Here is a 22,079-nt window from a genome sequence, read left to right as displayed (position 1 = left end):
CCGTGTGACAATGCCGTGTGACCTCGACACCCGTGTGCCTGTGCTTCCTGACCCGCCCCGCCCCCGATGGGAACCGAGAGGTCCTGCTCGGGCGCAAGAAGACCGGCTTCGGTACCGGCAAGATCGTCGGCCCCGGCGGACACGTCGAACCCGGCGAGACCGCGGCCCAGGCCGCGGCCCGCGAGACCGCCGAGGAGTCGGGCCTCGTCGTGAACGTCGGCGACCTCCGCGAGGCCGCGAGCGTGACGTTCCGGTTCCCGGCGAAACCCGCCTGGGACATGCAGGTGGCCGTGTTCGTCGCCGATCGGTTCACCGGCGAGGCGCGCGAGACCGCGGAACTCGCCCCGCGCTGGTATCCGATCGACGACCTGCCGGGCCGGGACATGTGGGACGACAACCGGTACTGGCTTCCCCAGGTCCTGGCCGGGCAGCGGATTCGCGCGGAGTTCGTGTTCGCCGACGACTGCGAGACCGTCGCCGAGCGCCGGGTGGTCGCCGTGGCCGACGCTCGGTAGGGTGGCGACCATCGGCGATCGGTGATCGCCCCGGCGTCGAAGGGGACCGCTCGTGACACCGCTGCCGCGCCAGTTGTCGCAGCTCCTGCTGATCGGCGCCGTGCCGGCCGCGATGGTCGCCGTCATCGGCGCCCTGGTCGCCTTCAACGCCTACGCGTTCACCGTCTCCCCCTGGGACGCCGCCAAGATCGCGATCGGGGTGCTTCCGACGGTCCTGGTGCTCGGCCGCGGCCTGTGGCTCCTCGTCGCCGAGCGCGGCGGCCCGATCCGCGGCGTGCCGGTGCCCGAACGCGAGCAGCCCGAACTGTGGGCCCTGGTCCGCACCCTCGCGCAGGCCGCGGGCACCGCGCCGCCCGACGAGATCCGCGTGACCGCCGAGGCCAACGCCGCCGTCTCCGAGGACACCCGGCTGCTCGGCCTCATCGCCACCCGGCGGCGCATGTACCTCGGCGCCCCGCTCATCGCCTCACTGAGCGCGCCCCGGCTCGCGGCCGTGATCACCCACGAGCTCGCGCACTACGGCAACCGCGACACCCGCCTCTCCGCCATCGCCTACCGCAGCCGACTCGCCTTCGCCCGCACCATGACCGCGATGAACCGCCACGACCTGCTCCAACGCGCCCTGCACTTCCTGCTGCGCCGCTACGGCGCCCTCGTGCTGCGCTCCTCCGCCCGGCTCAGCAGGCGCCAGGAACTCGCCGCCGACGAGGCGGCGGCCTCGGCGGTCGGCTCGGCCGACACCGCCGCGGCCTTCGGCGAGCTGGCGCCGATCACCCGGTCCTGGGCGGTGTTCACCGGCGACCACCTCGTCCACGCCTGGGACGCCGGGCACCTCCCGGCCGACGTCTTCTACGGCTACCGCGCCTACCGCGCCGCACTCGGTGAACAAGATTACGAACACCCGCAAGCGGACCCGTACGACACGCACCCGCCCATGGGCGAGCGGATCGCGGCCGTCACCGCCCTGAACGCCGCCGCGACCGTGCCCGTGCCGACCGGGGACGCGCTCGACCTCCTGCGCGATCCGGCCGCGCTGCTCGACGCGGCGGTACTGGAGGCCCTGCCGCCGCAGGCGCGCGAGATGCGCCGCGTCGACTGGCCGACCCTCGCCCGCGTCGGCGACCTCGCCGCGCTGCGGGACGACGCCGAGCGCGTGCCGGCCGCCGCCGCCCGCCTCACCGGGCGGGCGCCCTCGCCCGAAGCGGTGCTCGACGCCCTCGACGCGGGCCTCCTCGCCGACCTCGGTGCGGGACTAGGCGACGGGATCGGCGCGGCCGACCCTCCGCGGGTGCGCCTGGAACGGACCCGGCTGCGGGTGCAGAAAGGACTTTACGGGGCAGTGGTCGAAACCCTTACCGGTAGTGGCGCTGTACACTGGCGCGAATCGTGGCCGTCGGTCGGCACCGCCCAACTCGACGAGCGGTACCGGCAGTCACTGCCGGAGCTGGTCGACGCCGCGGTCTCCGAACGGCCGGACACCGCGCCCCTGCGCGCACTCCTCGAGTCGGCGAGCCGATCTCTCGAAAGGCGAGTACCCCGTGGCACTGCTCCTGGCGACTAAGACCCGCGTCCTCAAGGCCCTCCGCAAGGAGGCCAAGGGCCGGGGCCTGTCGGTGACGCAATACCTGGAAGTCGCACCCCACGGTGACCTGATCGCTTTGATCGCGCAGGTCGACCCCAACGTCAACCCGGCCGAGATCATCCCCGGCCTGCCCGACATCCCTCCCGTCGACGTCACCCGCTGGGGCCTGCCGCCCAAGGCCGCGCTGAGCACCGACCTGAGCCGACCCGTCCCGGTGATCGCCGCGGCCGTGGACGCCGCGCGCGCCGGCGACTGGCGGCCCGCCGCCGACCTGCTCGGCCGCAGCTACGGCGACTGGGCGATGCGATCGGCCGCCGTCCACGCCCTCGGCGAGGCCGCCGCCGACGACGCCACCTGGATCCAGGCGTGGCGCGCCGCCGCCGGAGAGCACCGCGACCTCGCGGCCGTCGACGCCCACGGCCTGTTCTGGCTCGCATGGAAACTGCGCGGCAACCAGCCGCCCGAGGCGACCGCGCCCCAGCAGCACGAGGCGTTCTACCAGACCGTGCAGCGCTCCGAGGCCGCCGCGCACCGCGCGGCCGAACTCGCGCCCGAGGACCCGACCCCGTGGTCGACGCTCATCATCCTCTCGCGCGGGCGCGGCTACGACGGCAACGCGTTCGGCGCCGTCTGGCGCGAACTCCAGGCCCGCGACCCGCTGCACCGCACCGGACACGAGTTCGCCCTCATGTACATGACCCCCGAAGGGCCTGGCGGCTACGACCAGGTGTTCGCGTTCGCCGAACGCGCCGCCGCCTCGCCCTCGCTCGCGTTCCTGGTGCTCCAGGCCGCGTTCGGCTACGAGGACCACGACGAGAAGATCTGGAGGGACCCCCGAGTCCACCGCGCGATCGACGCGGTCCTCGCCCGCCTGGCCACGCCTGCCGGAGGCGGCGTCGACGCCGGCGGCGACCGGCGGTGGGCGGCGCACGCCCTGGTGAGCGCCGGCCGCGGCGCCGAGGCCGTGCCGCTGTTCGCGCAGCTGGGCACCGACGCGTCTTCCCGATACAACACCGGTATCGGGAAGGCCTTCCGCCTCGCGAGCGAACAAATGGACTCGGATACCGACTCACCGGGGATTCCCAAACACGCCCTAGCTCAGGAGAACAGCGGCGCCTGGCGCTTCGCCCACCGCGCGTACGTCCCGGCCGGGCGGCCGGTGATCGCCGCGATGTCGGCCGCCTCGGCCGGCTCCTCCGCTTGCGACCCGGCGTGCCAGTCCAGGAAGAAGTCGGCGCTGTCGGCGTCCAGGCCCGCCCCGATCATGCGCTCGCGGGCGGCGGCCCGGCTCAGCTCCTCGTAGCGGATCGCGCGGCCGCTCGCCCGCGCGAGCGCCGCGACCCGCTCGGGAACGGTCAGCGCCTCGGCGCCGGTGAGCGCGTACGTCCGGCCGACGTGGCCGTCCTCGGTGAGCGCGGCGACGGCCACCGCCGCGATGTCGGCCTCGTCGACGAGGCGATGCGCCGCCTCGGGGAACGGCTCGCGCACGACGCCCTCGGACCGAACCGCCTCGGCCCAGCCCAGATCGTTCGACATGAACCCGCCCGGCCGCAGGTGCGTCCACTCCAGACCGCTGCGCTCCACGGCCGCCTCGACCGGGCCCGGCTGCCCGTTCCACAGCACCGTCACCCGCCGCACCCCCGCCTCGACGGCGAGCGCGACCAGCTCCTCGGGCGCTTCGAGCGGCACGGTCGCGAACCCGCTGCCCTGGGCGGCGATGAGGTGCACCGCGGTGACCCCGTCGAGGGCGGCGCCGAAACCCGCCGGATCGGCCAGGTCGCCGACCGCGACCTCGACGCCGCCGGGGAACCGGGCGCCCGGGCGCCGCGTGAACGCGCGGACCCGGCGGCCGGCCCCGGCGAGGCCCGCGACGACGTGGCGGCCGACATTGCCCGTGGCACCGGTGACCAGAATGGACATCGCCGCTCCTCGCTTCGCTGGGGGGTCCGACTACGCCCGACGCTATCGGCGCCGCAGCGACCGGGCATCCGACCGCGGTCGCGGTTCCCTTCGGCCGCAAGTCCTAAGACCCGGCCGGGCTCGTCCGCCGCGCCGCTGCGCACCCGGTCGAGGTACTCGGCGATCGCGTCGCGGTTCTTCAGCACGCACTCGGCCTTGCGGGTCATGCGGTCGCGTTGCTCCTCGAGCAGGGCCAGCATCTCCGGTTCGGGATCGGGGAAGTAGATGTCCGCGGGCCCGCCCAGGCACGGCAGGATCTGCCTGATGATCTTCACCGGGATACCGGCGTCCAAGAGGCCCCGGATCTGCCCGACCCGCGCCACGTTGTGCTCGCCGAAGTCCCGGTAGCCGTTCGGGGAGCGCTCGGCGGCGATGAGCCCGCCCGCCTCGTAGTAGCGCAGCAGCCGCGGCGAGACGCCCGTGCGCTCCGCCAACTCGCCGATCCTCATGTGGGCCACCTCACCCCGAAAATCGTGGACCTTGACATTAGTGTCAAGGTTCGACACTACTGCACATGAGCGAAACGACGACGCGGGACACCGCGGACACCCCCGCGGCCGCACCCGACCGCCTGCCCGTGCCAGGGCTGCTGGCGCTGGCCACCGCCGTGGTCATCACCGTCATCACCGAGGCCCTCCCGGCCGGGCTCCTCCCGGGGATGCGCGCCTCCCTTGACGTCAGCGAATCGGCCATGGGCCAGGCGGTGACCGTCTACGCCGTCGGCACCGCCCTCACCGTGATCCCGCTGGCGACCCTCACCGCCGGGTGGAACCGCAGACCGGTCCTGCTGCTCGCCATGGGCGGCTTCGTCGTCGCCAACACCGTCACCGCGGTCTCCGCCGACTACGCGCTGACGATGGCCGCGCGGTTCGTCGCGGGCATGGCCGCCGGGCTCTCCTGGGCACTCATGGTCGGCTACGCCCGGCGCATGGCCCCGCCCGCGTTGCAGGGCAAAGCGATCGCCATCGTCATGGCCGGCATCCCGCTCGCCCTCGCGCTCGGCGTGCCCGTGGGCGCCTTCATCGGCGGCGCGGTCGGCTGGCGGGAGGCCTTCGGCCTCATGTCCGCCCTCGCGGTCGCCGCGATCGTCTGGATCGCCCTCATCGTCCCCGACTTCCCCGGACAGCGCCCCGAGCACCGCGTCCCGGTCCTGCGCGCGGTCGCCCTCCCGGGCGTGCCCGCGATCATGGCCGTCATCGTCCTCTACGTCGTCGCCTACAACGTGCTCTACACCTACATCGCGACCTACCTCGAACGCTTCGGCATGGGCGGGGACATCGACAAGGCCCTGCTCGTCTTCGGGCTCGCCTCGATCCTCGGCATCGGGATCGTCGGGGCCCGCATCGACCGGCGGCTGCGGCACCTGACGATCGGCGCGGCCGTCCTGGTCGCCCTCGCCACCGCGGGCCTGGCGGTGCTCGCCGAGAGCCCCGCGCTGGTCTACGTCGCGATCGGGGTGTGGGGCCTGGGGCACGGCGGCGTGCCGACGCTGCTCCAGACCGCGGCCGGGCTCGCCGGGCGCAAGGCCGCCGACAACGTGCAGGCCGTCGTCGTGACACTGTGGAACCTCGCCACGGCCGCCGGCGGCGCGGTCGGCGGGATCCTGCTGGCGCACCGCGGCCCGATCGCGCTGCCGTGGAGCGTCGTGATCCTCAGCGTCCCGGTGCTGCTCATCGTGGCCGCGGCGCGCCACCGCGCCTTCCCCCGCGTCTACGGGACCGACTGACCGTCAGGCCGGCGTCCGCTGCGGGCCGACCGGCCTGCCGGGCTCCTTCGCGGCCATGGCCAGGACGCCCTCGGTCCCGATCTTTCGGCCGCGGTCGAACGCCTCGGCGAACGCCGCGGGGCCGATCGATGCGACGATCCGCGCCTCGACGCGGTCCACGTCGAACCGCTCGCCGTCCGGCAGCGGCGCCCCGGCCCGCTCGCGCAGCGCCGCCGCGCCTCCCAGGAGGACCGCGGCGGCCTCGGGCGCCTCCAGCAGCGACCAGGCCCCGGCCACGCCCTCGGCGCCGGGGGCGGCCGTGCGGTCGCCGAACTCCCCGCCCGCCAGGACCGCGAGCGCCTCCCGGTGCAGGCGCAGCGCCTCCTCGCCGTCACCGCGCTGCTCGGCGATGAAGCCGAGTTCGCCCAAGAGCATCGCCTGGGCGTCCCTGAGCGCGGGCGGCCCGGACACCCACGCGAGCCATTCGCGGGCGATCCGCTCGGCCTCGTCGAGGCGGCCGCTGCGCCGCTCCAGCAGCATCAGACCGGTCGCGGCGAACATCTCGCAGAAGCCCACCGAATGCTCGACGGCCATCGCGAGCGCGCGCCGGTGGAGGGTCCGCGACAGGTCGAACTCGCCGCGGAGCATCTCGACGCGGCCCAGGCGCGAGAGCCGGTAGGACTCCTCCATGCGCAGCTCCAGGTCTTCGGTGATCGCGAGGCCCTCCAGGTTGATCCGCCGCGCCAGGTCGTAGTCGCCGGTGCCCTCGGCGTGGACGGCGAGGCACTCGAGGGCCTGGAGCTCGCCCCAGCCGTCGCCCAGCGCCCGGAACGCGGCCCGGCCGCGGGAGGCCAGCTCCCAGGCCAGGTCCAGCTCGCCGCGCAGGAGCGCGAACCAGGCCTTGGCGCTGTCGGCCGCCGCCCCGCCCCACCGGTCGCCCTCGGCCGCGAAGTACGCCGCGCTCTCCTCGGCGAAGCCCTCGGCCTCGCGGTTCTCGCTGACGCCGATCTGGGTGAGCGCGAGGAACAACTGGGCGCGGGCGCGGTCCCCGGGGTCGGCGAAGGCCGCGATGTGCCCGGGCGCCTCGGCGAGGTCGTGCCCGGTCGCGCTGGTGGTCATCGTCTCGAAGCACGACAGCCAGAACCGGGCCCTGCCGATCAGCTCGGCCGGGGCCGCGCCCTCGACGGCGAGGGCCGCCTGGAGCGACCGCGTGCCCTCGCGGACGCCCCCGCGCAGGAACCGGAACCAGACGAGGCCCACCGCGAGCCGCAGCGCCCGCTCGGCCTCGCCGAGGCGCACGGCGGCGTCGAGCGCGGCGTGGAGGTTCGCGGTGTCGGCGTCGAGCCGCTTGAGCCACCGGCGCTGCTCCCTCCCGCGCAGGGCCGTCGCGGAGCGCTCGGCGAGCTCGGTGAAGTGGCGCCCGTGCAGATCGGCGACGCGCCCGTGCTCGCCCGCCTCGCGCAGCCGCTCGCGGCCGTAGGCCGCCACGGTGTCCAGCAACCGGTACCGGCGCTCCGACTCGCCCGCGACCTGGGCCAGCGAGCGGTCGACGAGGTTCGCCAGCGCCGTCGTCGTCTCGGTCTCGGTCAGGTCCCCGGCGCACAGCGCCTGCACCGTGTCGAGCGCGGCGGAGGCGGGGACCGACAGGCGCCTGAGCACGAGCTGCTCGGCCGGGCCCAGCAGCCGCCAGCTCCAGTCGATGACGGCCCGCAGGGTGCGCTGGCGCTCGTGCAGGCCCCGGGCCTCGACCCCGAGCACGAGGTCGGTGATCTGCCGGGCGAGCGCCTCGATGCCGAGCGAGGGCACGCGGGTGGCCGCGAGTTCGAGCGCCAGCGGCAGGCCGTCGAGCCGGGCGCAGACGGCGGCCACGGCCGCCGCGTTCGCCTCGGTGACCGCGAACCCGGGCTGCGCGTCGCCCGCGCGGGCGACGAAGAGCCGCACGGCGCTGTCGGCGTCGAGCGGCTCGACCGGCACGACCCGTTCGCCGGGGATGCGCAGCGGCTCGCGGCTGGTGGCGAGGACGCGGGCGGCGGGCGCCTCGGCGAGCAGGCGCGCGCACAGCTCGGCGGCGGCGCCGATGAGGTGCTCGCAGTTGTCCATGACCACCAGCGTCCGCTTCCGGTCCAGCGCCGAACGCAGGAGCGCGAACGGGTCGGCGGCGTCCACGCGGCGCCCGGCGCCGACCAGGCCCATGGTCTCGGCGATGCCCGCGGCGATCTCCTCGGCGTTCGCCGAATCCTCGTAGCAGGCCAGTTCGATCAGCCAGACCCCGTCGGGGGCCGCCGCCGCTGCCGCGGCGCCGGAGGCGAGCCGGGTCTTGCCGACCCCGCCGGGGCCCGTCAGCGTCACCAGCCGCGAGCCCTCCAGGAACCCTTGGAGCCGTTGGAGGTCGCCGTCGCGGCCGATGAGCGCCGTCAACTGCGCGGGCAGGTTCCCCGGCGCGGTCTCGGGCGGCGGGGCCAGCGCCGGGTCGTGCCGGAGCATCGCCCGGTGCAGCTCCTGCGCCTCCCGGCCCGGCTCGGTCCCGAGCTGCGACGAGAGCCGTTCGCGCAGTTCACGATAGGCGTCGAGCGCTTCACTGTGGCGGCCCGAGCAGTACAGCGCCCGCATGTGGACCCACCAGAGCCCCTCGCGCAGCGGGTGCCGCTCGATCAGCCCCGCCGACTCGGCCAGCACACTGTCGTAGCGCCCCAGTTCGATCCGGGCCCTGAGCAGGTCTTCGAGGGCCGTCAGCCGCAGCCCCTCCAGTCGAGCGGCCGTCGAGGCGAGCGCGTCGTACTCCGCGAGCGCCGCACCGCGCCACAGCGCCAGGGCCGACTCCAGCAGGTTCGCCCGCTCGGCCGCCCCGCTCCGGGACGCCTCGCGCACCAGCGACTCGAACACCTCGGCGTCGATCGCGTCGGCCGCGACCGCGAGCCGGTAGCTGTCGTCGAGCCGCTCGATCCGCGCCTCGCCGCCCGCGAGCACGCGCCGCAGCTGCGAGACCTTCGTCTGGAGCGCCGCCTTCGCCTCCGCGGGCGGGCGATCGCCCCACAGGTCGTCGACGAGCCGGCCCACCGGCACGGCACGGCCCGGTTCGGTCAGCAGGCGCGCGAGCAGCGCCCGGACCTTCCGCTCGGGCACCGGCAGCGGCTCACCGGAGGCGGCTCGCACCTCGAGCGGCCCGAGAATCCCGAAGCGCACCGCTCAACTCTAACGGGGGAGGGGCGAAGACCGAAAGTTTTCCGTGAGCGAACCGTGAGCGCCACCCGGACCCTTGCTCCAGCAAGGGAAACGACGAGGAGGACTCGATGACCGCCACAGAAGTGGACACGCCCCCGGCGCGGGCCGGAGCGAAGGAGTGGACCGGACTGGCGGTGCTGGCGCTGCCGGTGCTGCTGCTCGCCCTCGACCTGAACGTGCTGCACCTGGCCGCACCCGCGCTCAGCGCCGACCTGGGGACCGGGAGCACGCAACTGCTGTGGGTGCTCGACATCTACGGCTTCATGGTCGCCGGATTCCTCATGACCATGGGCACGCTCGGCGACCGGATCGGCCGCAGGCGCCTGCTGCTCATCGGCGCCGCCGCATTCGGCGCGGCCTCGGTGCTCGCCGCCTACGCGCCCACCGCCGAACTGCTCATCGCCGCCCGGGCGCTCCTCGGGATCGCCGGGGCGACCCTCATGCCCTCGACCCTCGGGCTCATCGGCAACATGTTCGCCGACGCGAAGCAGCGGTCGATGGCCATTGGCATGTGGATGCTCGCGTTCATCATCGGCAGCGCGATCGGCCCGATCGTCGGCGGCCTCATGCTCGAGCGGTTCTGGTGGGGATCGGTGTTCCTGCTGGGCGTGCCCGTCATGGCGCTGCTGCTCATCGCCGGACCGGTGCTGCTGCCCGAGCACCGCGAGCGCTCGGCCGGGCGCATCGACCTGCTCAGCGTCTTCCAGTCGCTCGCCATGATGCTCCTGGGCGTCTACGCGCTCAAGGAGTTCGCCAAAGACGGCCTCAGCGCGGTCACCGTGGGGACCTTCATCGCGGGAGTCGCCTTCGGCGCCTGGTTCCTGCGCCGCCAGCGCCGCCTGCCCGACCCGCTGGTGGACCTGCGCCTGTTCCGCAGCCCCGGCTTCGCCGCCGCGCTCGGCGTGCTGCTGCTGGCCATGCTCTCCATCGGCGGCGTGTTCATGCTCTTCGTGCAGTTCTCCCAGATGGTCAAGGACCGCTCCCCATTGGAGACGGGCCTGCTGATGCTCCCGGGCGTGGCCGCCAGCATCGTCGCCTCGGTGCTCGCCCCCGCCCTGGCGAGCCGCATCCGCCCCGCGCTCGTCATCGGCGTCGGCATCGTGTTCTCGATCGCCGGAATGGTCGTGTTCACGCAACTGGAGGCCTCCGGCGGCGTCGCGACGCTCATCGTCGGCGTGGTCCTGCTGTACATCGGCCTGATGCCCGCGGCCGTCCTCGGCACCGACCTCGTGGTCGGCTCCGCCCCGAAGGAGCGGGCCTCCTCGGCGGCGTCGCTGTCGGAGACCGCCTCCGAACTCGGCTCGGCACTGAGCATCGCGGTGGTCGGCGCGGTGTCCACTGCCGTCTACACCGGACGGATGGCGGAGGTGCCGCTCGCGGCGGGCGTGCCCGAGGCGGCCCGCGACAACCTCCCGGCGGCGCTCGCGAGCGCCGAGCACCTGCCCGCCGCCGAAGCCGCGGCGCTGGTGGAGGCGGGCCGGGCGGCGTTCACCGACGCGGTGAACCTCGGCGCCGCGGCGGCGATCGGCGTCTTGGTGGCGGCGCTGGCGATCACGGTGTTCGCGCTGCGGCGGCTGCGCCCGCTCGGCCAGTAGGACCCGAAGCGGCGCCTCGCAGGAGGCGCCGCTTCAGGCACTACTCTCTCGAAGTCTTGGGCCGCCTTGCGCACCAGGCGATCTGCGCCAGCGTGCCGATCAGGGGGATGCCGACGAACACGGCCGCCACGAGCAGGTCGTCGTTGAAGGGGACGTCGGGGTGCTGCCCGGTCTCCGACCACAGCAGCACCTCTCCGAAGACCGCTACGATCGCGGAGGCGAGCGCCGCCGCGCCGTAGGCGATCCGCCGCGTCGGCACCGGGAACGCCGAGGCGACGAACACCGCGGCGAGGAAGGCGAACCAGACCGTGTTCGCGACCGGCACCCCGTCCGCGCTCGAGTCGTAGGAGAAGGAGAACATCACGATCCACGTCGCGACGGCCGTGCCGACGAGCAGCCCGATCTCGGCCGCGATCGCGTCGCCGCGCCCGCGCTCCAGCCGCCAGGAGGCCGCCACGAGCGCCAGCGGCGGGAGCGCCAGGTGCGCGCACGCGACCGCCGCGGCGAAACCGGACTCCCAGAAGTTCCCGCCGACGCAGACCGCGACGAGCCAGCACGCGTACACCACCGCCCACCCGATCGCGCCGGCCGCGACGCGCTTCGCGGTCAGCGCGAAGACGGCCGCGCCGTAGGCGGCGAGGACGAGGACCAGGCGCGCCACGGGCGGGCTCGCGAACATCGCATCGGTGAACTCCATGAGGACAGTCTGCTCATCTTCCACCGTGGACGGGTACCGGAACCGTGCCAATGTCCGCGGGCCGCCGCCGAATCGGCCGCCGATTCGCCCGTTTCGCCGGAAAGGCCGCCGCGAATCCACCCGATCGTGTCGCAGACCCGTGACTCGGTGTACCGTGCGCGCCGCGATTCCCGCGTAGCCTGAGCTGAGGGTCGTCCTCCACCGCCCTTACAGGACGGCCACCTTTGTGGAAGAAGGCTGCAATGTCCAAACTCCTCGTGACCCTGCGGGGCGCCGAAGACCGCGCGGCGGTCGGCGAATCCGGCGTCGAAGTCCTCGCCGAGTACCCCGACACGCTCCTGGTCTCCGGCACCGCCGGCCAGACCCGCGCCCTCGCCGAGCGCGGCCTGGAGACCGCCCCGCTCCCCGAGCAGCCCGTCCGGACCGCCGGGGCGACCTTCGCGTTCGCCTCCGCCGTCTCCGCGCAGGAATCGGTCGAACTCGCCCCCGAACCCGGCCGCACCGCCTACTACCTCGTGAAGCTCGTCGGCCCGCCCGCCGCGCCGTGGCTCGCCGAACTCACCGACGCCGGCGCCGAGATCCACGGCAGCCTCTCGGGCTTCACCCTCCTCATCGGACTCCTCCCCGAACGCGTCGAGGCCGTCCGCGCCCTCCCGCGCGTCGAAGAGGTCACCCCCTACCGCCCGGCCATGAAGGTCTCGCCGAAGTTCCAGCCCGCCCGCCCCCGCGACCTCGACGCCGCCTCGCTCGCGGCCGTCGACGCCGACGCGTTCGCCGACGACGGCCTCCAGATGGTCGAGATCGCCGTCTTCCCCGGCGAGGACACCGCCGCCCTCGTGCAACGCATCGAGGCCGCCCGCGGCATGGTCCTCACCAACCTCCCCAAGTCCCTCGTCGCCAGCGTCCCGCGCTCCTTCATCGCCGAACTCGCCGACCTCCAGGGCATCCAGGCGATCGTGCCGTACGCGTTCTCCCAGACCAGCAACGACCGCGCGAGCGCCATCATGGGCGTGCCCGCCGACCACCGGTTCGCCGCGACCGCCCTGACCGGCACCGGCCAGATCGTCGCCGTCGCCGACTCCGGGCTCGACAGCGGCGACCCCGACACCATCCACCCCGACGTGCGCGGCCGCATCGCCGGGATCTCCTCCTGGCCGACCCGGGACGTCCTGGCGCCCTTCACCAACGACCCGCCCGCGCACGACGACGGCCCCGCCGACGTCGAATCCGGGCACGGCACCCACGTCACCGGCTCGGTCCTCGGCTCCGGCGCCGCCGCCCGCCACGCGGGCGCCGGAACCGTACCCGCCGGAGTCGCGCCCGAAGCCCAGGTGTTCTTCCAGGCCATTTCGCAACGCGTGCGCTGGAAGACCCGCGCCGAACTCGCGGCCGCCGGCCTCCAACCGTTCACCTTCCCCTGGCCCCCGCCCGCCTCGGGCCTCTACGGCATCCCCGGCGACATCAGCGCGCTCTTCGCCGAGGCCTACGCCGCCGGCGCCCGCGTCCACACCAACTCCTGGGGCGCGCCCCTCGCGGGGGAGTACAGCCAGAACGCCCGGTCCGTGGACGAGTTCACCTGGCACCACCCGGACATGCTCGTGCTCTTCGCGGCCGGGAACGACGGCGAGGACGCCGACGCCGACGGCCAGATCGACCCCGACTCCATGGGCTCGCCCGGCACCGCCAAGAACTGCCTCACCGTGGGCGCCACCGAGAACGACCGCCCCAGCGGGTCCGAGCCCGCGCCGGGCCTGGACCGCGACTGGAGCCAGTGGTCGGCCTACCCCAAGCTCGGCGACGCCGGGCACGTCTCGGACGACCCCGAGGGCATGGCCGCGTTCTCCTCCCGCGGACCCACCGACGACCTGCGCCTCAAACCCGACGTGGTCGCCCCCGGCACCAACGTCCTCTCACTCCTGTCCTCGGCCTACGACGGCGACGGCGAACCCCTGTGGGGCCGCCTGCCAGACGGCCACCCGCTGCGCGAGCGCTACTGCTGGAGCGGCGGCACGAGCATGGCCACCCCGCTCGTCGCCGGCGCCGCGGCCCTGGTCCGCCAGCACCTCCTCGCACACGGCCACAAGGAGGACGGACGCCGCCCCTCCGGCGCGCTCCTCAAAGCGCTCCTGGTCAACGGCGCGGTCGCGATCGCCGGCCAGTACGAGGGCGAGGTCCCGCCCGGCCCCAACAACGTCAGCGGCTTCGGCCGCGTGGACGTGGCCCGCGCGATCGGCTCCGAACCGGCGCAGCGCACCCGGTACGCCGACGCGCCCGAGGACGCGGTCGCCACCGGCGAGATCCGCACCTACCGCGTCGAGGCCGCCGACCCCGACGAGCCGCTGAAGCTCACGCTGGCGTGGACCGACGCGCCCTCGCTCGAAGGCCTCGGCGGCCTGGTCAACCAGCTGTACCTCCAACTGGAGACGCCCGACGGCACCATCGTGAACTGGGACGCGGGCCCCTACACCCGCGTGTCCAACAACGTCCAGCAGATCACCGTCGACGCACCGCAGGACGGGGTCTACACCATCCGGGTGCGCGGCGTCTCGGTCACCGAGCACTCGCCGGGGGCGGCCCCGACCGGGGACCTGCGCCAGGACTTCGCGCTGGCGGTGTCGAACGCGATGGCCGAGGGCCTGGCGGACGGCCCGATCGCCGCGATGCGCCCGGCCGACTGAAGAGCGCCCTCGGCGGAAGCCGGCTGTTAAGCGATTGCGGTGCGCGCCCGCGGCTCCTACGCTCGCGACATGGAATGGGCCGAGGAGTTCTACAGCCGCACCGGCGGCTGGTGGGTCGAGGCCGAATCGGGCGTCGGCGACCGCGACAGGGGCAGAGTCGCAGGGCTGCACCGCGTCTGCGGCCCCGAGCCCAAGCGCGTGCTCGAACTCGGCTGCGGCTACGGGAACACGGCCGCGGCCTTCGCCGAGGCCGGGCACGAGGTCGTCGGCGTCGAACTCTCCTCCCGCGCCGAGCGGGCCCTCGCCCACGCCGAGCGCTTCGGGCCCGAGCGGATGCGGATCGTCCACGGCGACTTCTACACCGCCGCGGTCGAAGGCCCCTTCGACGCGGTCGTCTACTGGAACGGCTTCGGCATCGGATCGGACGCCGACCAGCGGCGGCTACTGCGGCGGATCGCCGCATGGCTCGCGCCGGGCGGCACGGCCCTCGTGGACGTGTTCAACCCGCTGGTCTGGGCCGGCTGGGACGGCGACCTCGAACTGCTGAAGGCCGACCCCGAACGCGGCTACCACCACGAGCTGCGCCAGTCGACCGCCTACGACCCGGTCACCGCCACCGCCGTCGACACCTGGTGGGACACCGCCGAACCCGACCGCCGGATCACCCAGCGGATCCGCTGCTACAGCCCCGCCGACCTGCGCCTGCTGCTCGAAGGCACCGGCCTGGCCCTCGAAGGGCTCCTCGTCGGCGACGACCCGCTCGACCCGGCCGCCGACCACGCCGGGAACGCCGCGCTGCTGCGCGAGCGCCACGAGTACCTCGCCGTGCTCGGGACCGACGGGGCCTGAACCCTCAGAGGCGCTTCATCGGGGCCCGGAAGAGGACCTCGATGTACACGATCCGCTCGTCGACCACGTCGAGGATGAGCATCCCTTCCTCGGGATCGAGCATGACATTGCGGTGGCCCGGACCGTAAGGGGCGCCGGGCTCGTGCTCGGCGGTGCGGATGCTCTGGCAGAAGCCGTCGCCGCACTCGCAGGGGGCGATCATCCGCGCCTGCCGCACGCTGACCGAGAGGTACCGCTCGCCGATGCCCTCCAGGAGCCGGGAGAGCTCCTCGACGAGCTCGGGGTACACCTCGCGCACGAACGGGTGGTCGTCCTCCATGGTGGTCGAGCATAGCGGCGGGCGGCCGCCTCCGGGCCGCGGTCCGCAGCTCAGAGGTCCGATGCGTCGGCCGCCCGCCGTGCTTTTCAATCCACTATGGAACGAGTTCGCCCGCCGGGTCGACGGCGGTGATCGCGGCCGCCGTCTCCGCGGCGACCGTGCCGCCCTCGACCCCCGCTCCCGCGCTCCAGCGCTCGAAATCGCGCCAGGCGGAGCGGCGGACCGACACCAGCGCGTTGCGGTACCGCTGCCCTTCCACCGTGAACGTGTTCCACCGGTGCACGGTCGCGCCCGCCGGCAGCTCGGCCGGCGCCTCGGGCGTCCGCACCGGGAATTGCAGTGCGACACGGGGTTCGGCGAGGTCCGGCGCAGGGGGCGCCCAGGTGCCGAGCGCCATGCGGGCCAGCTCGTAGTAGGTGTTCACCCCCGAGGCCGCGATCGAGATGCCCGTCGAGCCCGACACCCGCGGATTGACCTCGATGCAGTGGAACGCCCCGTCGTAGACGAACTCGAACTCGACCGCGCCCTCGACGCCCGGTTCGGCGCACAAGGAATCGACCGCCGCCCGCAGCTCGGCCAGCCCGGGCAGATCCGGCGCCGTGGCCGTGTGCCTGACCTGCGTGAACGCGAACGAAGGCGGCCCGCCCGCCGGTCCCTTCCACACAATCGGCTGCATGAAGGCCCGGCCGCCCTCCGACAGGACCTCGACCGAGCACAGGGTCCCGGTGACGCACTGCTCGACGAGGACGTTGCCGGGCGCGGGAGCGGCCAGGAACGCCTGGAGCGCCTCGTCGTCGGCCAGGAACGCGACGCCGTTGCCCAGGCAGTCCCACAGCGGCTTGACCAGCACCGGGTACCCGATCCGCCGGACCTGGTCGCGGACGACGCTGTGGTACTCCACGTAGTGCGGCCCGCGCCCGTTGAGCAGGTCGCCGTCCACGAACACCGCCGGCGGCACGGTGAACCCGTGCTCGCCCAGCAGCGGCTTGGTCTCCCACTTGTTCGCGAAGGTCTGGGCCACCTCGGCGTCGCACGCGACGAGCCGCCCGCCGTTCGCCTCGATGCGGGCCTTGACGAAGCCGTCGCGGACGGCGTTCTCGTCCGGGATCGACAGGGAGGCGCCGAGCGTCGCCGCGTCCTCGGCGAGCGCCTCCCAGATCCCCGCGGCGTTCACGTCCGCGTCGAGTTTGCGGCTGCGGCCGGGGAAGTCGGCCGGAGTGCACGCGCCGTCGGTGTAGTAGAGCAGCGGTTCGACCGATTCGGACCGGAGCCGCTCGACGCTCTGCGCCAGGAACGGCGCGGCCTGCGCGACCTCGATCGAGCGGACGAAGGCGACCGCGCGGCTCATTCGACGTCGACCTGGACGCTCTTGACGGCCGCGTCGAGCCGCCCGTCCAGCTCCGCGCGGTCGCTCCCGGTCGCGATCACGTACGCGAGCCGCGAGATGTTGTCGGCCGCGCCGCCGACCGCGTCGCCCTCGGACACGAGGATCTCGCCCTCCACGACGCCCTCGCCCGCCTCGAACGCGGGCACGGCGGCCACCTTCCCGGCGCGTTCGGGGAAGACGAAGCGCACGCCCGCGTGCCGCTGCGCGGCATCGACTTCCGGCAGGCCGCCGCCGGTCGCGGCCCGCACGTAGGCCCGCGGGTAGTCCGTCCCGGTGGCGAGCGTGACGAGCTTGACGATGTGGTCGCCCGCCGGTCGCAGGCCGCTCTCGATGATCCACGGGCGGCCGTTCCAGAGCTTGACCTCGGTGTGCGCCGCGCCGTTGCGAAAGCCCAAGGCCCGCAGCGCCTTCGTGGTCTCCTCCAGGATGCGCCCGCGACCGGGCTCCTCCAGCGGGGCGGGCACGGTGTGCCCGGTCTCGGCGCGGAACGCCCCCTGCGTGGTGGCCTTCTCGGTGACCGCGACGTGGCGGATCTCCCCGTCCGACGCCAGGCTCTCCACCGAGTACTCCCGCCCGCCCACATAGGACTGGGCGATCACGGTGGTGTCGAGCGGGACGTCGTGCGGGAACTCCAGGGGCCAGTTCTGGGCCTCGGCGACCGCCGGCCGCAGCTCGAACGGGTCCTCGACCACGCGGACCCCGATCGAGCCGGCGTTCTCGACGGGCTTGACCACCACCGGGTAGTCGAGGCCGTTCGACTCGATCTGGCGGGTCAGGGCGTCGAGGTCGGCGCCGTGCACGGTCACCGCGTGGCTGACGCCCGCCCCGTGCAGCGCCTTCGCCATGTGCCACTTGTGCCGCGCCGCCAGGCCCAGGTCCGGGTCGTTGCCCGGCAGTGCGAGGTCGGCGGCGACCTCCGCGGCGAGGGGCGTGAAGAACTCCCAGCCGGTCACCACGCCCGCGATCGGGTGCGGGCGGGCGGCGTCGACCAGGTCGGCGCGGATCGTCGCGGAGGCGTAGTCCACGAACAGCGTGGTGTCGATCTTGCCGCGCAGGCGCTCGGAGTAGCCCTCGAACAGGGCGCGGTGCGTCGCCACGACCACGCCGAAGCCTTCGGCCAGGATGGCGTCGACGAGGACTTCACCGGAGTTTCCGTACGCTTCGAGGAGGAGCACTGACTGCTTCGTCATCTTGGGGTGCCTTTCTTGACGCCGATGGGCGGAGACGGGTGTCGCTTCGAAGGATCAGGGCGCGGCGAAGCGCCGCGCGAGCGGAATGACGAGGACGGAGACCGCCCCCAGGAACAGCCACGGCAGCAGCGCGCCGTAGGTGATCAGCGCCGCGAACAGCGCCGGCGCGGTCGCCATGCCCAGGCTCCACGAGAGCTGGAACGCCGCGTGGTACCGGCCCGCGCCCGTGGCCGGGGCGAGGGTGACGGTCAGTTCGTTGATGTAGGGGGTCCCCACGACCTCCCCGAGCGTGTACACGAGCATCGCGACCACCAGGGCCGCGACCGCCGCCGCCTCCGGCAGCCCGAGCGCGAGCGCGAACAGGGCGAACGAGGCCGCGTTGAGCGCCGAGGCGAACTGCACGAGCCGATGCGGGCGCCGGTGCTCGGTCCGGCTGACGATCACGGTGCTCAGCAGCGCCACGATCGCGGTGTTCAGCACCACCAGGGCGCCCGCCCACCAGGCCCCGACGCCCACGTGGTCGATCGTCCAGATGGCGATCAGGAGCGGCAGGACCATGGCCGCCAGCACGAACGAGAAGTTCACCCCCAGCAGCGCCATGTAGCGCCGGTCGCGGAACACGTCGAGATAGGACACCGCCTCCGGGGCCGCCTCCTCGCCGTCCTCGCTCTCGGCCTCCGGAGCGGACCCGTCGCCGGTGCGCCACGCCAGCAGGAGCGCACCGGCGACGAGGAACGAGACCGCGCTGACGACGATCACGCCGCGCAGGCCGCCGTCGCCGAGCACGGCCAGAGCGCCGGCCGTGGCCGCCGCGCCGAAGCCGGCGCCGATGTTGCGCAGGGCGTTCTGCAATCCGAACCACCGCGAGCGCTGCTCGCCGCGGGAGGCGATGCCGACCAGATCGCGCGAGCAGGTCCAGTACGCGTTGGTCCCGGTCTGGACGAGCAGTTGCGCGAGGGCGATGTGCCACGCGTCCGCCGCGACGGCGCAGACGACCATGCCCGCGCTCGACGCGACGTTCCCGGCGACCACGATCGTCTTGGAGCCGAACCGGTCCATGAGCGGGCCGATGAGGGCCGGGACCGGGAGGGCCGCGAGCCTGCCGGCGGACAGGGCGAGGCCGATCGTCCCCAGGCCGACGTCGGTGACGCGGTCGAAGTAGACCAGGAGGAACGCGAACACCAGGCCGTGGGCGAGGCTGTCGATGACGGTGGAGGCGACGTAGTTGCCGCGCCCGCCGGTGTCGGGCAGCCCGAGGCGTCGGCCCAGGGACGGCGGTCTGCGCTCGGAGACGGGCGTGGACATGGATTCCCTTCCGTGGGTTGCGGTTGCGGTGGGGTCAGACGGGTTCGGCGACCGCGGCGGCCTTCTCGGGCGCCGGGTCGTTCGCGCGGTCCTTCGCGAGGGCCGCCTCGGCCTTGAAGTGGTGTTCGAGGAAGGCCCGCTCCTGCGCGAGCAGCGGCAGCTCGTAGGAGAAGTCGGCGCCGCGCTTGCGCGCGAGGTACTCGATGGCCGCGACGCGGAAGTCGCTCGGCGGGAGTCCCGCGAGAGCGTCGAGCACGGCGTCGGCGGGCTCGTCGTTGCGGACCATGTTGTAGATCTGGAGCATCCGGGTGCACGCGGCGAAGAAGGGGTCGGTGAGTCCGGCGACCCTGGGGACGTACTCGCCGTCGCGGGCGAGTCGCTCGGCTTTCAGGACCGAGTCCAATTGCCGATCAAGTTCCTCCACTGTAGTGGTGATGGCGAGGCTCGGGACGCCGTAGTGATACGGGCTCACCGGTGCGCTGTTGCGGCGGATGCGCTCGGCCGTGGCGTAGTGCCGTTCATATACGTGCATCGATCCGACGAACCAGTTGAGGTCGCCGGGCCTCGCGCCGACCGACACCGCGACGATCTCCTGGAGCACGCTCCATTCGAAGAAGTTGATGCCGCTGAATCCCCAGATCGCGTCGTTCGCGCGCACTGCGACACTGAGATTGAGCGAGTCGTCCCTGCGCAGGAAATGCAGCCAGTTGTTGCACGGGACGTCTTTGGAGTCGCCGTAGTCGGAGGCGGGGTCGAAGATCGACATGACCGCGCGCTTGGAGTTCGGGTCCTCTTTCAGTCGGTGCACGACGCCGGCCAGCTGGTCGGTGCCCGGGCCCCAGTCGCGCAGTCGCGGTCCGTATCCGGCGCGCCAGGTGAGGCCGTCGTCGGAGAACTCCGCGGCGCGCGGCAGGTAGCGGCCGAGGAAGTCGATGTCGCTGCGTCCGGCCAGGACCCAGACGGTCTCGGCGATCTGGGCGAAGATGTTGTTGCGCCGGGCCGGCAGGACCAGGACCCGTTCGGTGGGCCGCTCGACGGTGAGCAGGTGCGCGCGGACTTCGAGCTGGTTCTGCCCGCGGGCGTGGACCTCGACGCCGCGGTCGAGCACGTCGTCGAGCACGCCGGTCAGCGCGTCGGTGAGGTTCCTAGCCACTGATGCCCTCCAGGAGGTGGTCGAGGCGCGCGAGCGCGTCGTCGAGGTCGGTGTATTCGATGACGGTCACGTTGCGGCAGCCCGCGATCATCGCCGACAGCGAGGACTCCTCGGAGCGGTGGAGCGCGAAGATCGGGATCTGGTAGACCGTGGCCATGGCCAGCTCGTAGCCGACGCCCAGGCTCGGCCGGGTGGTCTCGGCGACCACGACGTTCGCGCTGCGCAGCCATGCGAGGTCGCGGTCGTGGATGTACTTGTCGTCGAATTGGGTCTGGCCCGAGAGCGAGAGGGAGTAGTCGCCCACGTGTTCGGTCCGGACCGGTCCGGACTTTTTGAGGTGCGCGATGATCCGGTTGTAATGGGGTACGTCGTCACGGCCGGCGCGAATGGATCCGGCGAAATAGTAGACGGGTTCGGTGAGCGGCACGGACATCCTCCAGGTAGGTCATGGAGACAGGTGGATTCCCCGGTGAATAGCCAGTAGCCGAAGTGGGTGGGACATCGGCATTCACTGGCCGAATCAATACTGTGTCCGTGGCAATTCAGAGTCAAGCGACCTGCTTTGTGACGCTGATCTCTGTTGCAATTCCGTGTCTTCATTTAACATCGGTGAATTATGCGTTCCGCGGAGTTCACCGAATGGTCTCGCAATTGTCGATGCCATTGCATTGGAGTGGGGCGGGCGGCGAAAGGGGACGGTTGTTCCGCATGGTGCGACAGGGGCCGGCATCGCGTTCCGGGGCGCATCGAGGCGCGACGGGCCGGTGTCGGTTGCGGCCCTGTGCATCGGGATCGTCTAGCGCAGCCCGCCGGATTCCTCGACGCGGTCGAGCCATTCGCCGAGCAGGGCCGCCACCAGCGCGGGCTGCTCGATCTGGGCGTTGTGGCCGGCGCGGTCGAGGACGGCGAAGGTCGCCCTCGGGTAGTGGTCGAGCAGGGCGTAGGCGTCGGCGTAGCCGGTCGCGTTGTCCTGGCGGCCGGTGAGGATCACCGCCGGATGCGCGTACGGCGCACCGGATTCGGGCGCCTCGTCCAGTTCCCAGTCGCGCTGGATGCGCTCCAGCGCAGGGAAGTCCGCGACGCGGAGCCCCGGTGCGATCGATTCGCGGAACCGGCGCAGGGTCTCAGGGCTCTGCACGACCGCGAGCGAGCCGAACGCCTCGGCCTCGGCCTCGTCGAGGCCCGCCATGAGATCGGGGTCGGGCGCGATCACCGAGCGTTCGGGCAGCGTCCGCGCCGCGTGGCGCACCTGGGTGCCGATGGGGCACACCAGGGCCAGGCCGCGCACCCGGTCCGGTCGCACGTTGGCGAGCGCCCGCGCGAGATAGCCGCCGTAGGACTCGCCGACGAGGAGGAACGGCCGGTCGCCGATGCGCTCGTCCGCGAACCGCGAGACGGCGGCCAGTATGTCCCGGGAGGAGGCGACGGCCCCGGTCGCGGGGGTTCGGCCCATCCCGGGCAGGTCCGGGTAGATCCGGCGCCAGCCGGGCCGGGCGGCGAACAGCGGTTCGAGGAACCCGGTCATGAGCCGGTGGTCGGGGGACCAGCCGTGGAGGGCGAGCACCGGGACGCCCTCGCCGTGCTCGACGAAGTGCAGCGGCGGGATCGAGTTCTGCGACACGAGGGACTTCATACCACCGGGACCGGGTCGAGTCCAGGAGCCGCACCGGTGCCGGTCCCCTCTCGCGGGGGCCGGCACCGGCCGCGCGAGCCGGTAGAGTCGGTTTCGAGGACGTTTGACAGCCGTTGCACCATCGACGGTAATAGTCCACTTTGAACACTCATCGGCTTGCTTGAAAATGCCTCAAGAGTATGGTGTGAAGCTCTGTCCGAGTTGTTCGGACGATCCTCTGAAGCTTTGCGAAAGTCGGGCATCATAGCAGCTCAGCGGTGAGTCCACAGTTCACTGAATGGCCCGTACGG

16 protein-coding genes and 1 pseudogene are annotated in these 22,079 nt (G+C 73.0%); 6 read left to right on the top strand and 11 right to left on the bottom strand.

Features of this window, described 5'->3' with window-relative positions; genetic code table 11:
- The first annotated feature begins 17 nt into the window (after positions 1-17).
- Together IF12_RS0107760 and IF12_RS0107755 are read left to right on the top strand one after the other, a co-directional pair.
- Entirely contained in the window at positions 18-515 is a 498-nt protein-coding gene (locus IF12_RS0107760; RefSeq protein ID WP_030156514.1) for an 8-oxo-dGTP diphosphatase, read from the top strand.
- Positions 516-567: 52 nt separating this feature from the next.
- Positions 568-2,076, top strand: coding sequence for a M48 family metalloprotease (locus tag IF12_RS0107755; RefSeq protein WP_133884302.1), 1,509 nt, complete (start codon positions 568-570; stop codon positions 2,074-2,076).
- A gap of 1,119 nt (positions 2,077-3,195) precedes the next feature.
- On the opposite strand, the gene IF12_RS24795 is transcribed toward IF12_RS0107755, so the two are convergent.
- The gene (locus tag IF12_RS24795) at positions 3,196-4,017 is read right to left on the bottom strand and encodes an NAD(P)H-binding protein (protein WP_081913380.1); all 822 of its coding nucleotides are present in this window, start codon (positions 4,015-4,017) and stop codon (positions 3,196-3,198) included.
- A gap of 134 nt (positions 4,018-4,151) precedes the next feature.
- Positions 4,152-4,505, bottom strand: a pseudogene (locus IF12_RS27155) (MerR family transcriptional regulator); the annotation flags it as partial.
- Between the two features lie 65 nt (positions 4,506-4,570).
- Here IF12_RS27155 and IF12_RS0107735 point away from each other — a divergent pair.
- Positions 4,571-5,782: an MFS transporter gene (locus IF12_RS0107735; RefSeq protein WP_030156502.1), complete on the top strand. Its 1,212-nt coding sequence runs from the start codon at positions 4,571-4,573 to the stop codon at positions 5,780-5,782.
- 3 nt (positions 5,783-5,785) lie between these two features.
- Here the strand turns inward: IF12_RS0107735 and IF12_RS0107730 are convergent, their stop codons facing one another.
- The gene (locus tag IF12_RS0107730; RefSeq protein ID WP_051704101.1) at positions 5,786-8,944 is read right to left on the bottom strand and encodes a BTAD domain-containing putative transcriptional regulator; all 3,159 of its coding nucleotides are present in this window, start codon (positions 8,942-8,944) and stop codon (positions 5,786-5,788) included.
- Between the two features lie 107 nt (positions 8,945-9,051).
- On the opposite strand from IF12_RS0107730, the gene IF12_RS0107725 reads away from it, so the two are divergent.
- A complete protein-coding gene (locus IF12_RS0107725) occupies positions 9,052-10,578 on the top strand; it encodes an MFS transporter (protein WP_051704100.1) in 1,527 nt (508 codons plus the stop codon).
- 40 nt (positions 10,579-10,618) lie between these two features.
- Here the strand turns inward: IF12_RS0107725 and IF12_RS0107720 are convergent, their stop codons facing one another.
- Complete coding sequence (locus IF12_RS0107720; protein ID WP_030156495.1) at positions 10,619-11,275, bottom strand: hypothetical protein; 657 nt, start codon at positions 11,273-11,275, stop codon at positions 10,619-10,621.
- Between the two features lie 242 nt (positions 11,276-11,517).
- On the opposite strand from IF12_RS0107720, the gene IF12_RS22780 reads away from it, so the two are divergent.
- Both IF12_RS22780 and IF12_RS0107710 read left to right on the top strand, forming a co-directional pair.
- Positions 11,518-13,953, top strand: a complete 2,436-nt coding sequence (locus tag IF12_RS22780) for a S8 family serine peptidase (protein ID WP_035748601.1) — start codon at positions 11,518-11,520, stop codon at positions 13,951-13,953.
- Between the two features lie 69 nt (positions 13,954-14,022).
- Complete coding sequence (locus IF12_RS0107710) at positions 14,023-14,802, top strand: bifunctional 2-polyprenyl-6-hydroxyphenol methylase/3-demethylubiquinol 3-O-methyltransferase UbiG (protein WP_030156491.1); 780 nt, start codon at positions 14,023-14,025, stop codon at positions 14,800-14,802.
- Positions 14,803-14,806: 4 nt separating this feature from the next.
- Here IF12_RS0107710 and IF12_RS0107705 read toward each other — a convergent pair whose 3' ends face one another.
- From IF12_RS0107705 to IF12_RS0107675, 7 genes are all read right to left on the bottom strand, one after another.
- On the bottom strand, positions 14,807-15,121 hold the full coding sequence (locus IF12_RS0107705) for a hypothetical protein (RefSeq protein WP_197034640.1): 315 nt from the start codon (positions 15,119-15,121) through the stop codon (positions 14,807-14,809).
- A gap of 94 nt (positions 15,122-15,215) precedes the next feature.
- Complete coding sequence (locus tag IF12_RS0107700) at positions 15,216-16,469, bottom strand: acetyl-CoA carboxylase biotin carboxylase subunit family protein (protein WP_051704099.1); 1,254 nt, start codon at positions 16,467-16,469, stop codon at positions 15,216-15,218.
- Entirely contained in the window at positions 16,466-17,698 is a 1,233-nt protein-coding gene (locus IF12_RS0107695; RefSeq protein ID WP_030156484.1) for an ATP-grasp domain-containing protein, read from the bottom strand. The genes IF12_RS0107700 and IF12_RS0107695 overlap by 4 nt, the downstream gene beginning before the upstream one ends.
- 54 nt (positions 17,699-17,752) lie before the next feature.
- A complete protein-coding gene (locus IF12_RS0107690; RefSeq protein WP_051704097.1) occupies positions 17,753-19,003 on the bottom strand; it encodes an MFS transporter in 1,251 nt (416 codons plus the stop codon).
- 34 nt (positions 19,004-19,037) lie between these two features.
- Complete coding sequence (locus IF12_RS23875) at positions 19,038-20,156, bottom strand: thymidylate synthase (RefSeq protein ID WP_051704096.1); 1,119 nt, start codon at positions 20,154-20,156, stop codon at positions 19,038-19,040.
- Positions 20,149-20,583 carry a nucleoside 2-deoxyribosyltransferase gene (locus IF12_RS0107680; RefSeq protein WP_197034639.1) on the bottom strand — a complete coding sequence of 145 codons (435 nt, stop codon included), beginning with the start codon at positions 20,581-20,583 and terminating at the stop codon, positions 20,149-20,151. The genes IF12_RS23875 and IF12_RS0107680 overlap by 8 nt, the downstream gene beginning before the upstream one ends.
- Before the next feature lie 369 nt (positions 20,584-20,952).
- On the bottom strand, positions 20,953-21,777 hold the full coding sequence (locus tag IF12_RS0107675; protein ID WP_231492430.1) for an alpha/beta fold hydrolase: 825 nt from the start codon (positions 21,775-21,777) through the stop codon (positions 20,953-20,955).
- Between the last annotated feature and the right edge of the window lie 302 nt (positions 21,778-22,079).

It is taken from the genome of Glycomyces sp. NRRL B-16210 (assembly GCF_000719515.1).
Lineage (GTDB): Bacteria > Actinomycetota > Actinomycetes > Mycobacteriales > Micromonosporaceae > Glycomyces.
Note: the sequence above shows the minus strand (reverse complement) of the source record. Positions and strands in the feature narration are given on the sequence as shown.